The sequence below is a fragment of the Sphingobium sp. TomTYG65 genome (assembly GCF_055395525.1).
Genome location: NZ_AP027330.1, coordinates 2,170,964 through 2,185,251 on the forward strand (window position 1 = coordinate 2,170,964; position 14,288 = coordinate 2,185,251).

The following is a 14,288-nucleotide window of genomic DNA, read 5'->3' on the forward strand; positions in this document are numbered from 1 at the left end:
CATTTGTTTAATAGCAATGGATTCCCCGCCCCCATTCCCGTCATCCCAGCGAAAGCTGGGATCTAAAGCGGCTGCAGACCGACCTCACCCCCGCCCGCGATACCCCGGAACATCCTGCGCGGGCAGCCAAAGCCCCACCGGCGGCTCCCCCGACTGCCAGAACACATCGATCGGGATACCCCCGCGCGGATACCAATATCCCCCGATCCGCAGCCACAGCGGCTGCATCTCCGCGAACAGCCGCTCGCCGATTCCCACCGTGCAATCCTCATGAAAGGCGGCATGGTTGCGGAAGGCGCCCAAAAACAGCTTCAGCGACTTCGATTCGACGATCGTCGCGCCGGGCGCATAATCGATCACCAGATGCGCAAAGTCGGGCTGTCCGGTGACAGGGCAGAGAGAGGTGAATTCCGGCGCGGTAAAGCGCACCAGATAGGGCTTTCCGGGCCGGGGATTGGGCACATAGTCGAGCACCGCTTCCGCAGGGGAAGCAGGCAGCGCGCTGCTCTGCCCCAGATGGATCGGTTTGACGGTTTCAGGCGTATCAGTCATGACCGGCCATCTACGCGATTGCACGCCTAATGTCACCGCAGCGCCGCCGCTCTTCCTCGTTCACCTCCCGTTCAGCGGCCGCATTGCCTTGGCTGCTGCCCATGGGGTTGCGTCCTGCCATCATCACCGCCGCCATGCCGCTGTTGCTGGCCACGCCTTCGTTCGCCCAGGAACAGAGCAGCGGCGATCCTGTCTTCAACCTGCCGCGCACGACTCAGCCGCCTGCCGATCCCAGTCGCCAGGGACCGGAACTCGACGTGTTTCGCGGCGCACCCGTCACGCCGCCGCCGGTAACGCCGCCCATCATCACGCCGCCGCCTGTCGTTGCGCCTCCCGCAGCGCAGCCGCAGACGCCCGCCCCGACCGGGCGAAACCCTGCAGCGGCAGCGCCGCGCCCAACGCCCGCTCAACCGGCAGCCCCGGCGGAACGCAGCAGCCCCGTTCCTGCTGCTGCCCCTGCCCCTGCCCCTGCCCCTGCCGCGCAACAGCCTGCACCCGAGCCCGAAGCAGCGTCACCCACGACGCCTGAAGCTGCCCCGCCCCCGGTCGCACCCGCGCCAGCAGCCGAACCGCCGCTCAGCGCCCCTGCCGAATCCTCTTCCTGGCCCTGGATCGCCGGCGGCCTCGCGCTGCTTGTCGCGCTCGCCGCCTGGTTCTTCTTGCGCCGCCGCCGCGACGAACCGCTAGAGCAGGAGCCGCTTTTCGAAGAGTCGCTTGCCGAACAGCCGGCCGCCGCGCCGCCCCCACCGCGTCCCGCGCCACAGCCTCAGCCCGCACGCCTGGCTCCAGTAGCAAAGCCGCAGCCCGAACCTGCAGCTCCGGCTCCCACGCCAGCAGCGCCTCCAGCACCCGTCGCCACGGTAACCGAGCGCCCCTGGCTCGACCTGTCCCTGGAGATCCGGAGCGCCCGCCTGTCTCTGATGGGCGCGACCATCGGCTACAACCTCACGCTCCACAATCGCGGTTCGCGTCCGGCCGAGGATATTTTGATCCGCACCCTCATCGCCAATGCCGACACCCGCCAGCAGGTGATGCTGCAGCAATTTTTCGCTGGAGCCGCTGGCATGCCCGCCCATTCGGCCGTGTCGATCGCGCCGGGCGAAAGCCAGAACCTGACCGGTGAGCTGCGCCTGCTGCCAGACCAGATCGCGCCGGTGCAAATGGGCGATCGCGCGCTGCTCATCCCGCTCATCGCGTTCGACGCGCAATATCGCTGGGCCAATGACGGGAATGTCAGCCCCACCGGCAATGGCCGCACGGGACGCGCCTTCATCGTCGGCCAGGAAAAATCGCCTCCAGCCGACCGGCTCGCGCCTTTCCGCATCGATCAGGGTCCGCGCCAGTTCCGTACCCCCGGCAGCCGCGCAACCGCGCTGGAACTGGCGAGCTAATCCTACTCCACCGTGCTCCTGCGAAGGCAGGAGTACGCATCGCTCAACCCCCGTCCATTTCGAGCGAAGCCGGTCCTGAGCCTGTCGAAGGACAGAAACAAAGGTCCGCCCCTTCCCACCACCCCCACCCGCCCCTAAAAAGCTGGAAACGGCACCAAATAGAGGCGGCATGGACATTCTCATCTCCACCGATTGGCTCGCGGCAGAGCTGGGCAAAAGCGAGCTCAGGCTTCTGGACGCCAGCCTCTTCCTGCCCGGCACGCCGCGCGACCCGCGCGCCGAATTTGAAGCGGCTCATATCCCCGGCGCAGCCTATCTCGACCTGCGCTCCCTCGCCGACGCGGACGATCCGCGCCCGGGCATGCTGCCCAGCGACAGCTTCATGACCGAACGCTGCCGCGCGCTCGGCATCGACGCGGACAGCCGCATCATCCTTTACGACAACAGCCCGACGCATAGCGCCGCGCGCGCCTGGTGGATGATGCGCCTCTATGGCGTTGGCGCATCCGCTGCGATCCTGGACGGCGGGCTTCCCAAATGGGTGGCGGAAGGGCGGCCCACTGAATCCGGCTGGCCCGTCATCCCGCGCGGCAACGCCGTCGCGCACCGCGCGGAAGGTCAGGTGCGGACCAAGGAGGACCTGCTCGCCAATCTCGACAGCCAGGCTGCTCAGGTCATCGACGCACGCGGCGCGGCCCGCTTCACCGGCGAAGAAAAGGAGCCCCGGCCCGGCATGGCGTCCGGCCACATACCCGGCTCGCGCAACATCCCCTCGGCCAGCCTCTTCAACGCCGACAACAGCATGAAGACGGGCGAGGAACTGCGCCGGCTCTTCCTCGACGCGGGCGTGGATTTCTCGCAGCCCGTCATCACCACTTGCGGCAGCGGCGTCACGGCCGCGATCCTGCTCGCAGGGCTTGAGTTGCTGGGGAAGGCCGACGTCACCCTCTATGACGGCAGCTGGTCCGAATGGGGCCTCGACCCTGCCACGCCCAAGGCGACGGGAGCGGCGGCGTGACCAAGGATCGCGACGACCGCAAGCCACTCACCCGTCTCGCGCAGGCGGGCCGCAAGCCTGAATGGACCGGCATGCCGGGCCAGCCGGGCGGCATCGTCAACCCGCCGGTCTGGCGCGCCTCCACCATCCTCTATGACGATGTCGCGCATCTGCGCCGCGCCGCGTCCAGCAGCACGCACGAACGGCTCTTCTACGGCCGCAAGGGCACGCCGACCGCCTGGAGCCTTGCCGACGCGCTGACCGAAATGGAACCCGGCGCGGAAGGCACGATGCTCTTTCCCTCAGGCGTGGCCGCCATCGCCTGCGCCTTGCTGTCGGTGCTGAAGCCGGGCGACCATCTCCTCATGGTCGACAGCGCCTATGACCCGACCCGCAACTTCTGCGAGCAGATGCTAAAAAGTTACGATATCGAAACGACTTACTATGACCCGCTCGCCAAAATCGATTCAATTCGCGGTTTAATTCATGAAAATACCCGCGCCATCTTCCTCGAAAGCCCCGGTAGCCTGACTTTCGAGGTCCAGGACATCCCCGCCATCACCGCGCTGGCCGGGGAAAAGGGGATCGTCACTCTTCTCGATAATACCTGGGCCACCCCCTATTTCTTCCCCGCCCTCTCCCACGGCATCGACATCTCCATCCTCGCCTGCACCAAATATATCGTCGGCCACAGCGACGTCATGCTCGGCTCCGTCACCGCAACGCCCGATCTCTTCCCGAAACTGCGGCAGACCGCCTATCTGCTCGGCCAAATGGTCAGCCCCGACGACGCCTGGCTCGCTTCACGCGGCCTTCGAACCCTCGGCGTACGCCTCAATCAGCACCAGGAAAGCGCCCTTGAAATCGCCCGATGGCTCGCCACTCAACCCGATGTCGCGCGCGTCCTCCACCCCGCGCTCCCGAGTTGCCCCGGACACGAAGTCTGGCAGCGTGACTTCTCCGGCTCCAGCGGCCTCTTCAGCTTCATCCTGAAAGGCGGAGACGAAAAATCCCGTGCCGCCCTTATCGATGGGCTCGCCCATTTCGGCATCGGCTACAGCTGGGGCGGATTTGAAAGCCTCGCGTTGCCTGTCGATCCCGCCCGCTACCGCACCGCCACAAGCTGGCAAGCGGAAGGCCCTGTCGTCCGGTTGCAGATCGGCCTGGAAGATCCCGCAGACCTCATCGCCGATCTTGAAGCTGGCCTCATCCGCTTCCGCAAAGCGCGCGGCTGATCCGATCCAGCAAGGGCTTTGTTGCAGTCCAGCAACATTTGAGCAGCAAAATATAAACGTAGAGCAATAAATCCTTGTGCAGCGCGGCGGCGGGCGGCATGCCCTGTGCTGTTCAGAAGACCCGGTCCGGCCCTTCAGCGGGAATAGAGATTTCGGGATCCTGACGCAGGTGGGACTCTCGCAGAAATCACCAAGGGGAATCCAAATGCGTAAGTCCATTCTCGGCCTCTCGGCCGTCGCTCTCGCGGCTATGTCGGTTCCGGCATTCGCCCAGGACGAGCCTACTCCGGCGCTCACCGTGACCGGCAACGCGGCCGTCGTCACCGACTATCGTTTCCGCGGCATCTCGCAGACTGACAAGCGCTTCGCGCTGCAGGGCGGCATCACCGTCACCCACGAGTCGGGCTTTTATGTCTCGACCTGGGGTTCGTCGATTGATGATTATGTCGCCGCTGGCAGCGACCAAGAACTCGACCTGATTGCGGGCTACTCCAAGACCATTGGTGCAGCCACCGTCGATGTCGGCGTCCTCTATTACTACTATCCGGGTTCGGGCGGCGGGAATACCGACTTCGTCGAGCCCTACGCATCGATCAAGGGAACCTTCGGCCCTGCCACGGCTAAGCTCAGCGCAGCCTATGCGCCCAAGGCAAAGGCGCTGTCGGTCGGTAGCGGCAAGGAAGACAATCTTTACATCGCTGGCGACCTATCAGCGAGCGTGCCCAACACCCCGCTGGGCGTGTCGGCGCATCTCGGCCACAGCTTTGGCCCGAGTTATCTGACGATCGGTAAGGAATACACCGACTGGAGCGTTGGCGCGACCTACACCTGGAGCCACCTGACCTTCGGCGTCAGCTATGTGGACACCAATAAGTCGCTCTACAGCCCGAGCGGCCGCAACATCAGCAAGGCCGGCGTGGTGGGTTCGATCACCGCTTCCTTCTGATCTTATCCGGATAATGGAGAGGAGGGCCGCGATCCGCTGGGTCGCGGCCTTTTTCATGTACACAGCATTACGGGTCGCGCGCATCCATCGAGGCCCCTATATAGAGCGCCATGTCCGTCCCCTCGCTGTTCCTGATCTTCGCTATTACAGTCGCTGCGATGGAGGGCTTCGCCTATGTCATGCATCGCTGGGTGATGCATGGTCCGGGGTGGTTCCTGCATGCGAGCCATCACCGCGCTCGCACCGGCTTGTGGGAAGCGAACGACCTCTACTTCGTCATCTTCGCCATACCGTCCATCCTGCTGCTGCTGGGCGGGGTTCAATGGGGCTGGGGCAACTGGGCCACCGCTTGCGGAGCGGGCATTGCGACCTACGGCCTCATCTATCTCGGCTTCCACGACATACTGGTCCATCGCCGCGTCGGCCATCGCCATGTACCCCGCTCGCGCTACATGAAACGCATCGTCCAGGCGCACCGGCTGCACCATGCGGTCGAGACGCGCGAAGGCTGCGCCAGCTTCGGCTTCCTGATCGCTCCGTCGCCCGAGGAACTGAAGCGCCAATTGGCGCGCAGCGGCCGCAGCGGGTTGCGGGCGGCCAAAGGGCTGGTGGAAACTGACTAGAAGCATGGCGCGCATCGGCCTTCTTGGCGGCTCCTTCAACCCGGCCCATCGCGGCCATCGCACCATCTCCCTTTTCGCGGCGAAGGCGCTGCGACTTGACGAGGTCTGGTGGCTTGTGTCCCCGGGAAACCCCCTCAAGCCGCGCAAGGGCATGGCTCCGCTCGCCGCAAGACTCCGCCACGCGCGAACCATGACTCGCCGCACGCCGATTCGCGCCACTGCGATCGAGCAGGCGCTGGGCACCCGCTATACGGTCGACACTGTCAGGGCGATCACCCGCCGCTTCCCGCGAAACAGCTTCATATGGCTGATGGGCGGGGACAATTTGGCGCAGTTCGGTCAGTGGAAGGATTGGCGCGGCATTGCGCGGCAGATGCCCATTGCCGTAATCGCCCGCCCCGGTTATGATGATGCCGCCCGTGGCTCTGGGGCCATGGCCTGGCTGCGGCGTTTCGTCCGGCCCGCGCGCCAGAGTGCAGACTGGACGGATTGGAGACCGCCGGCGCTTGTGCTTTTGCGCTTTCGCCCTGATCCAAGATCGGCGACCCTGCTGCGGCAGGCGAAACCCCTCTGGCATCGCGAATATGAACATGCACGCGTGCGCGATCCGCTCACGCGCCGGTTGATTGTCTAGAATGGAGCATCTTTGACCAGACCACATCCCGCCAACGACACGGCCCAAAATGCCGACACCGTTGCCGCCCTGCACGACCTTGTCCTCAAGTCGCTCGACGACGACCAGGCGCAGGAAACCATCTCCATCCCGCTCGAAGGCAAAAGCAGCATCGCTGACCATATGGTGATCGCCAGCGGGCGCTCATCGCGCCAGGTCGCGTCGATGGCGCAGAAGCTGGCGGAGCGCATCAAGCAAGCAACGGGCCGCTCTGCACGCGTCGAAGGGCTGCCGGTTGCCGACTGGGTGCTGATCGATGCCGGTGACGTGATCGTTCACCTGTTCCGGCCGGAAGTGCGCAGCTTCTACAATCTCGAACGCATGTGGGGCTTTGTCGATGCGCCGGTAGCTGGCACCGCCTGAAGCTGGCTTCGACAAGCGCGTGCTGACAGGCTAGGGGCACAGCCATGCTCCTCCACATCATCGCGCGCGGGAAGATTGGGCGATCGGCGGAAGCCGAACTGGTCGATCGCTATATGAAGCGGCTGACCATGCCGCACAGGATTACCGAACTGCCCGATCGCGGCGGCAAGCTGCCGATCGCGTCGTCGGGCACTGTCACCGTCATGCTCGATGAAAAGGGCAAGCAACTCGGCTCCATGGAGTTTGCCCGGCGGCTGGAAGGATGGCGGGACGCGGGGACGCGGGAATGCCGTTTCCTGATCGGCGCGGCCGACGGCTTCGATGATGCCGACAGGGAAAATGCCGATCTACTGATCGCCTTTGGGGCCATGACCTGGCCGCACATGATGGCGCGCGCGATGCTCGCCGAACAGCTCTGGCGCGCCTGTTCCATCCTGACAGGTCACCCCTATCACCGCGAAGGCTGATGCGCTCATCGCTCGACAGCGGCCGGATTTTGCGGATAATCCGCAAGCCGGCTTTGAACATGACCGGCGGGGGGCAAGAGTGAAGCGGTCGGTAATCGGCGCAGTGAGCATCGGCATGGTAGCGGCCATCGCAGCTGCTCGCCTGGTCGCCGCACCAGCGCCCGGCATCATCCTTGGCGGCACAGGCGAGACCAGCCTGCAACGGGAACAGTCGGCGCTCAAAGCCGCGCGGATCCAATCCGCACAGGCGCGTGATCGATCCGAACGGCTGGAGCAACAGGCCAGCGCCGCGCGCGATGAAGCGGACCAGGCACGCCGCCGCGCGGCTGCCATGGCCGCCCGCATCCAGCAGGCCGAAGCCGATATCCAGGCCGCCCAGGCCCGCATTGCGATCATTGCCCGCATGCAGCGTGCCCAAACCGCGCGGCTTGCAGCCAAGCAGGAACCCGTGGTGCGTTTGACCGCAGCCCTGCAGATGATGGCGCGCCGTCCACTAGCATTGGCTCTGGTCCAGCCGGGATCGGTCAGTGACGCGGTGCATATGCGCGCGGTTCTGGGGCAGATCCTGCCGGTGATCCAAGAGCGCACGGCGGGTTTGCGCGCCGAGCTGGAGCGCAGCCGGGCGCTGCGCGAGACCGCAGAACAAGCTGCGGGTTCATTGGCGCAGAGCCAGGCCGATCTGCGTAACCGGCAGGCGGCGCTGCGGGCACTCGAAACAGAAAAGCGACTGGCGGCGAAGGATTACCGCTCCAACGCGGGCCTGGAAAGCGATCGGGCTTTGGCCCTTGGGGAAAGGGCGCGCGACATCGTCGATCTTATGGACCGGCTTCAGGCGGCAGGCGATCTGCGTGATGAACTGGCGGCGCTGCCTGGCCCCATTCTTCGCCCCGCGCGCCCTGACCTGACGGCTGCGCCGGCGCCAGCAGCTCGGCGTCCATCAGATGGGCCGCCACCTTATCGGCTACCGGTCATGGGCCAACTCGTCACTGGGATGGGTGAGTTGTCGGAAAGTGGCGTGCGGTCGCGCGGCCTCACGATCGCGACCCAGGCTGGTGCGCTGGCTGTGGCGCCAACAGCAGGGCGGGTGGTCTTTTCCGGACCCTATCGTGGCTACGGGCAAATTTTGATCCTCGATCATGGCGGCGGATGGACAACACTGATCACCGGCTTGCTCCGCCTGTCTGCAGCGGTTGGCGACACTGTGCGTCAGGGCGATCCGCTCGGCAGCGCCGGACCTGGACGGCCGAGCATCACCATCGAACTGCGCCGCAACGGGCGGCCGGTCGATATCGTTCCGCTGGTAGGCTTGGGGTAGATCGATCGCGGCGGTTAGCGCCGCCACCGCGCCCATATCGCGGTGGGCAATGCCAAGCCCCGTGCTTCTTCCCGCACAGCCAGTTCGCCCGCCTCCACTTCGCCAGGCAGATCGGCGAAGACCTGTCTCAGCAACTCCCCGATCGCAAGTGCAGACATGCGCACCGCATAGACCGTGAGGAAAAGGAAGCGGCTATCTGCATCGAGCAACTGGCGGCAATTGGCGATAAGGCCCGGCAGATCTTCTTCGAGCCGCCAAACTTCGCCATCCGGCCCGCGGCCATATTTAGGGGGATCGAGCAATATGCCGTCATAACGCCGTCCGCGCCGGACTTCGCGTGCCACAAATTTGGCGGCGTCATCGACGATCCAGCGGACGGGCCGATCCTCCAGCCCGGAGGCAGCCGCATTGGCTCTTGCTTGAGCGACGGACTTCTTGGACGCATCGACATGCACCATTTGCGCACCGGCAGCCGCCATCGCCAGCGTGCCGACGCCGGTGTAGCCGAACAGGTTCATGATGTGAGGCTGCTCGACCCCTTCAGCCTGCTCCCGCATCCAGCTCCAGACAGGCGCCATGTCCGGGAAGAAGCCCAAGTGGCGAAAGGGCGTGCAACTCGCCTGGAAAGTCACCTCGTTCCAGGACAGCGGCCAGCCTTCTGAAGGCACCGGTCGGGCATGCACCCAGCGGCCGCCGCCTTCCTCATCCGACCCCGGCACGAACTCCCCGTCGGCTTGCCACTCAGCGCTTGCGGGCGCCCACATCGCCTGTGGCTCCGGCCGGATGAAACGGAAGCGGCCGTAGCGTTCGAGCTTACGTCCGTGGCCTGAGTCGATCAGGCCATAATCGGACCAAGGTTCGCCGATGAGAGTATGGAGCTTCATGCCCTTGGGGTGGCGCGCTCCGCGACATAGGCGGTTATGGCATCGAAGGTCGCAGGTAGTTTGGCATAAGCCTCTTCGCGGGCGAACAGGTCGCCCATCCGCGCGGGCAAGGGCGGGCGGATACCCGTCGCGCGCTCGACCGCTTCACGGAACTTGGCCGGATGGGCGGTCGCCAAGGTGACGATAGGAATGCTCGCGTCGATCTCCAACTCGCGAGCAGCGGCAAGACCGACCGCGGTGTGGGGATCGATCACCTGTCCGGCGCCATCGAAGGCCCAGCGGATCGCCATATTCATGGCATCGCCATCGACACGGGCGGACGTGAGGAGCTTTGCCGCTCCCGCACGCTGCGCATTGGTGAGGCGCATTGCGCGGCTTGCCTCAAACCCCTTCATCTGTTCCGCCAGCGCAGCGCCATCCCGCCCGCCTGCATCAAAAAGCAGCCGCTCGAAATTGGAACTGATCTGAATGTCCATGCTGGGCGTCGCCGTCTGAACCACCTGCCCCTGGCTATAATCCCCATCGGCCAGCGCGCGGTGCAGAATGTCGTTCACATTGGTCGCGACCATCAGCTTGGCGACCGGCAAGCCCATCTGCGCGGCGACATAGCCCGCAAATACGTCTCCGAAATTGCCTGTGGGCACCGAAAAGGCCACCGGCCGCTCCGGCGCGCCAAGGCGCACTGCCGCGTAGAAATAATAGACGACCTGCGCCATCAGCCGCGCCCAGTTGATGCTGTTCACGGCCGACAGGTTGAAGCGTTTGGAAAAGGCAGGGTCGTTGAACATCGCCTTCACCAACGACTGCGCGTCGTCAAAGCTACCTTCGATCGCGATATTGTGCACGTTGGGCGCGCGCACCGTCGTCATCTGCCGCCGTTGAACGTCAGACACGCGGCCTTCGGGATGCAGCATGAAGATATCGATCTTCTCCCGCCCCGCCACCGCGTCGATCGCTGCTGACCCGGTGTCCCCCGAAGTCGCCCCGACAATCGTCAGATGATCATCCCGCCGCGACAGAAAGCGCTCGAACAGCTGGCCGAGCAATTGCAGGGCCACATCCTTGAAGGCGAGCGTCGGACCGTGGAACAGCTCCAGCAGCCAATGCTGGTGGTCAAGCTGCACCAGCGGCGTTACCGCCTGATGGCTGAACCGGCCATAAGCCGCCGTGCAAAGCTCCCGCAGTTCATCCTCGCTGAGCGATCCAGCGACGTAGGGCGCCATGACCCGCACGGCCGTTTCGACATAGGACAGTCCGGCCAGCGCCTTGATCTCGCCCTCGGAAAAGCGAGGCCAGCTTTCAGGAATGTATAGCCCGCCATCGGACGCCAGCCCCGCCAGCGTCACATCTTCAAAACCCAGCTTCGGGGCGCTTCCTCTGGTACTCACATATTGCATGATGGGGAAGCGCGGTAGCGGTGCACAGCCCGGGGAGCAAGCTTTTACGACGATTCGTGCGTACGCGTGCGCCTGCGCAGGGCGAGCACATAGATGAAGGCCGCGACGGCAGCGAAGAAGAACCACTGAACGGCGTAGGCGAGATGATTGTTTGGGACATCCTCCACGCTCGGCGGGGCGACCGGCTTCAGGCCTTCAGGCGCTTGCTCCGCAATCAGCATGGGCCGTAGGGGAAGAGCATCGCCGCCAAGTCGGCCAAGGAGCGCTCTGTGGTCTGGCTCTTCCGAAATCCAGCCCCTCACCTGTCCACCTTTCCAACTTGGCCTTAGGTCCGGCTGCTTGGCGACGCCCAACGCCACGAGCGCGCCAGGACCTTCCGCGCCGGTCGAGCATTGCGCAATGTAGCGATAGCCGACCGATCCATCGGCCGCGCGACCCGCCTCGGTCCGCCATCCGACGACGTTGAGGCAATGCAGCGATGACCTACGAAACAGCATTTCGGCCGGCACCGGCGGCATGGATGGGAAACTAATCGGCGGTTTGGCGGGATTGGCCGCGGCTAGGGCGAGCATCGCTTCCTTCTCGCCACGCCTTTGCAATTGCCATACGCCAAGGCCGATCATCACAAGGATGGCAGCAGCGACCACAAAGGTCGGCAGAAGCGGTAAGCGTCCGTTCTTCATCTCTGCTGCTCCGCTGAAAGCAGGCCGACGGTCGGTGCTGGCCGGAACCTCCGGCCGACATCAGATAAGGCTGTGAAGGAAAAGCTGGCAGAGTTCGGGCGCAGCATGGGTTTGGGCAGCAGCATCCGCACAGCCTTAATTATCCTTGCCGCAAAAAGAAACGGCCGGGGTGCGCCCGGCCGTTCACTATCCACATTCAAGTCAGCGCTTAGCCGCCGTGCATCGGCGCGCCCCAGCCACCCCACACGTAGATCACGACGAAGAGGAACAGCCAGACGACGTCAACAAAGTGCCAGTACCAGGCTGCAGCTTCGAAACCGAAATGCTGCCGCGGAGTGAAGTGCCCCTTATAAACGCGGACCAGATTGACGATCAGGAAGATCGTACCGATCAGGACGTGAAAGCCGTGGAAGCCCGTCGCCATGTAGAAGGCCGAGCTGTAGGGGCTGCCGCCGAACGGGAACGGCGCATGTGCATATTCATAGGCCTGGATCGACGAGAAGAGCAGGCCGAGGATCACCGTCAGCCAGAGACCGGTCTTGAGGCTCTCCCGATCACCGTGGATCAGTGCATGGTGCGCCCAGGTAACGGTAGTGCCCGAGCAGAGCAGGATCAACGTGTTGAGCAACGGCAGCTCAAACGCATTCATCACCTCGATGCCCTTCGACGGGAACATCCCCTCGATCGGGGCAAGCTGGCTCGGGAACAAGGAGAAGTCGAAGAAGGACCAGAACCAGCCCACGAAGAACATGACTTCAGAGGCGATGAAAAGGATCATGCCATAGCGCAGGTGCAACTGAACAACGGGAGTATGATCGCCCGCATGCGCCTCAGCAATCACATTGGCCCACCAGCTGTACATCGTGAACAGAACGCCGGCCACGCCGATCAAGAAAACCCAGCCACCGCCGGCGGGCATGGCGTCGGGATGCAGCCACATGATCGCGCCAAAGGCCATAACCAGCGCCGACATGGACCCGAAAAGCGGCCAGATGCTGGGCGGTAGAATATGATAATCGTGCTGCTTGGCGCCTGCCATGACGTACTCTTCCCTGTTCGCGGTTCGCGTTATCGTGGATTGCCTTAGCTTGGCTTCTTGTCCTGCTCAACAGGATAGAAGGTGTAGCTTAGCGTAATTTGCTGGGTATCCCGGTTGTCGGAATCTGCAAGAATCTTTGGATCGACATAATAGATCACTGGCATCCGCACCTCTTGGCCCGGCTGCAAGGTCTGCTGGGTGAAGCAGAAGCATTGGATCTTGGTGAAATAGGCGCCCGCCTGTGTCGGCGTGACATTGAAGCTGGCCGTGCCCGTAATCGGCTTGTCCGACATGTTCTTGGCGATAAAGATCGCCATATCGCGGGCGCCGATGGTTACCGTATCAGTCCGGTGCTCCGGATAAAATTGCCACGGCATGCCGGGTTGAACATTCGAATCGAACCGGATCGACATGCTGTGCCCGACGGCAGGTTGCACGTTCAGATACCCGGACGCGCGCTGCGTCGTGCCGCCGAAACCCGTACGCTCGCAGAATATGCGGTAAAGCGGCACCGAAGCGAAACCCAGTCCGAGCATCGCCAAGCCGACGCCTGTCATCGCCACCAACGTCCGGCGATTCCGACGGTCACGATCGAAAGGGGACGGCGGCAAGCTGGCCATCAATGTCCTCCACTGATCTTGGCGATGGTGATGGCGTAAAAGAGGATGACCAGTGCGCCGAGCAGCAACCCCGTTACGAGTGCGCGCGACTTCTGCCTGCTACGCACCTGCTTTTCTTCCTCGGGCGTCATGCCAGCACCCACCGATCGACGACCACCGCCCCGAACAGAAGAAAGAGATAGAGGATCGAATATTTGAACAAGCGCCGCTCCGGCCCCATGCGGCTAGAGTCGGTCTCTCGCCGCCGGAAGACCTGGAAGGCAAAGACGACGAACAGCGCAGTGCCCAGCAGCGCGGCGATGCCATAGATCAGGCCCGTCAAGCGCAGCAGAACAGGAGCCATCGCGGCCGCAGCCATGATTGCGGTGTAAAACCAGATTTGCCGCCGGGTCGCGACCTCCCCAGCCACGACGGGTAGCATCGGGATGTTGGCAGCAGCGTAATCGGTCTTCACGAACAGTGCGAGCGCCCAGAAATGCGGTGGCGTCCAGAAAAAGGTCAGCATGAAAAGCGCAACGGGGAGAGCGCCAATATCTCCCGTAACGGCGGCCCAGCCGATCACCGGAGGGAATGCCCCTGCCGCACCACCGATCACGATATTCTGCGTCGTGCGCGGTTTCAGCCAGATCGTATAGACGAACACATAGAAGAGGATAGAAACAGCCAAAATAGCTGCAGCAAGCCAATTGGTCGCTACGCCCATCAACAACACGGAGAAGAAGGAAAGGCCTACGCCGAAGTGAAGCGCCGACTGCCGATCCATGCGGCCAGCGGGAAGCGGCCGGTTCGCCGTCCGCTTCATCTTCGCATCAATATCGGCCTCATACCATTGGTTGAGCGTCGCAGCAGCGCCTGCCCCGAGCGCGATGCAGAGAATCGCCGTGAAAGCCAGGACCGGATGAATATGACCAGGCGCCGCGAGCAGACCACACAATCCGGTGAAGACGACGAGTGTCATCACGCGCGGCTTGGTCAGTGCGACGAAATCCCGCCAATGCGCGGGAACCGTGGAAGCGGTGCTTCCGGCCATGAACGGCGAACTTGCCATATGCTCCTCATGCGGCAGCCCGGCGCCATCAAGGACGCCGGGGCTGCTTATATCG

Annotated in this window: 17 protein-coding genes; 9 read left to right on the forward strand and 8 right to left on the reverse strand. The window is 63.8% G+C overall.

All coding sequences use genetic code 11. The features are described from left to right. Positions 1–84: 84 nt before the first annotated feature. Complete coding sequence (gene queF, locus ACZ5Y5_RS10695; RefSeq protein WP_464808612.1) at positions 85–552, reverse strand: preQ(1) synthase; 468 nt, start codon at positions 550–552, stop codon at positions 85–87. Positions 553–653: 101 nt separating this feature from the next. Between queF and ACZ5Y5_RS10700 the strand changes: the two genes are divergently transcribed. The 9 genes from ACZ5Y5_RS10700 (at position 654) to ACZ5Y5_RS10740 (ending at position 8,562) form a co-directional block, all read left to right on the forward strand. Continuing rightward, a complete protein-coding gene (locus ACZ5Y5_RS10700) occupies positions 654–1,943 on the forward strand; it encodes an LPXTG cell wall anchor domain-containing protein (RefSeq protein ID WP_464808613.1) in 1,290 nt (429 codons plus the stop codon). A gap of 169 nt (positions 1,944–2,112) precedes the next feature. After that, positions 2,113–2,961, forward strand: coding sequence for a 3-mercaptopyruvate sulfurtransferase (gene sseA, locus ACZ5Y5_RS10705; protein ID WP_464808614.1), 849 nt, complete (start codon positions 2,113–2,115; stop codon positions 2,959–2,961). Continuing rightward, the gene (gene metC, locus ACZ5Y5_RS10710) at positions 2,913–4,175 is read left to right on the forward strand and encodes a cystathionine beta-lyase (RefSeq protein ID WP_464808615.1); all 1,263 of its coding nucleotides are present in this window, start codon (positions 2,913–2,915) and stop codon (positions 4,173–4,175) included. The genes sseA and metC overlap by 49 nt, the downstream gene beginning before the upstream one ends. Before the next feature lie 205 nt (positions 4,176–4,380). Beyond that, positions 4,381–5,121: a TorF family putative porin gene (locus ACZ5Y5_RS10715; RefSeq protein WP_464808616.1), complete on the forward strand. Its 741-nt coding sequence runs from the start codon at positions 4,381–4,383 to the stop codon at positions 5,119–5,121. Positions 5,122–5,231: 110 nt separating this feature from the next. Further along, entirely contained in the window at positions 5,232–5,744 is a 513-nt protein-coding gene (locus ACZ5Y5_RS10720) for a sterol desaturase family protein (RefSeq protein WP_464808617.1), read from the forward strand. A 4-nt stretch (positions 5,745–5,748) separates the two neighbouring features. Then, on the forward strand, positions 5,749–6,378 hold the full coding sequence (locus ACZ5Y5_RS10725; RefSeq protein ID WP_464808618.1) for a nicotinate-nucleotide adenylyltransferase: 630 nt from the start codon (positions 5,749–5,751) through the stop codon (positions 6,376–6,378). Between the two features lie 12 nt (positions 6,379–6,390). After that, complete coding sequence (gene rsfS / locus ACZ5Y5_RS10730; protein ID WP_464808619.1) at positions 6,391–6,780, forward strand: ribosome silencing factor; 390 nt, start codon at positions 6,391–6,393, stop codon at positions 6,778–6,780. Between the two features lie 44 nt (positions 6,781–6,824). After that, positions 6,825–7,247, forward strand: coding sequence for a 23S rRNA (pseudouridine(1915)-N(3))-methyltransferase RlmH (locus ACZ5Y5_RS10735; RefSeq protein WP_464808620.1), 423 nt, complete (start codon positions 6,825–6,827; stop codon positions 7,245–7,247). Positions 7,248–7,326: 79 nt separating this feature from the next. Beyond that, complete coding sequence (locus tag ACZ5Y5_RS10740; RefSeq protein ID WP_464808621.1) at positions 7,327–8,562, forward strand: murein hydrolase activator EnvC family protein; 1,236 nt, start codon at positions 7,327–7,329, stop codon at positions 8,560–8,562. Between the two features lie 14 nt (positions 8,563–8,576). On the opposite strand, the gene ACZ5Y5_RS10745 is transcribed toward ACZ5Y5_RS10740, so the two are convergent. The 7 genes from ACZ5Y5_RS10745 to ACZ5Y5_RS10775 form a co-directional block, all read right to left on the reverse strand. Beyond that, positions 8,577–9,446 (reverse strand): class I SAM-dependent methyltransferase, encoded by an 870-nt coding sequence (locus ACZ5Y5_RS10745; protein WP_464808622.1) that lies wholly within the window; start codon positions 9,444–9,446, stop codon positions 8,577–8,579. After that, complete coding sequence (gene thrC / locus ACZ5Y5_RS10750) at positions 9,443–10,843, reverse strand: threonine synthase (RefSeq protein ID WP_464808623.1); 1,401 nt, start codon at positions 10,841–10,843, stop codon at positions 9,443–9,445. The genes ACZ5Y5_RS10745 and thrC overlap by 4 nt, the downstream gene beginning before the upstream one ends. A gap of 44 nt (positions 10,844–10,887) precedes the next feature. Then, the gene (locus ACZ5Y5_RS10755) at positions 10,888–11,526 is read right to left on the reverse strand and encodes an SURF1 family protein (protein ID WP_464808624.1); all 639 of its coding nucleotides are present in this window, start codon (positions 11,524–11,526) and stop codon (positions 10,888–10,890) included. Positions 11,527–11,734: 208 nt separating this feature from the next. Next, positions 11,735–12,565 carry a cytochrome c oxidase subunit 3 gene (locus ACZ5Y5_RS10760; protein ID WP_464808625.1) on the reverse strand — a complete coding sequence of 277 codons (831 nt, stop codon included), beginning with the start codon at positions 12,563–12,565 and terminating at the stop codon, positions 11,735–11,737. Positions 12,566–12,609: 44 nt separating this feature from the next. Continuing rightward, positions 12,610–13,185, reverse strand: a complete 576-nt coding sequence (locus ACZ5Y5_RS10765; RefSeq protein WP_464808626.1) for a cytochrome c oxidase assembly protein — start codon at positions 13,183–13,185, stop codon at positions 12,610–12,612. Further along, positions 13,185–13,316, reverse strand: coding sequence for a hypothetical protein (locus ACZ5Y5_RS10770; protein ID WP_464808627.1), 132 nt, complete (start codon positions 13,314–13,316; stop codon positions 13,185–13,187). The genes ACZ5Y5_RS10765 and ACZ5Y5_RS10770 overlap by 1 nt, the downstream gene beginning before the upstream one ends. Next, positions 13,313–14,233, reverse strand: a complete 921-nt coding sequence (locus tag ACZ5Y5_RS10775) for a heme o synthase (RefSeq protein ID WP_464808628.1) — start codon at positions 14,231–14,233, stop codon at positions 13,313–13,315. Before ACZ5Y5_RS10775 ends, ACZ5Y5_RS10770 begins: the two co-directional genes overlap by 4 nt. Between the last annotated feature and the right edge of the window lie 55 nt (positions 14,234–14,288).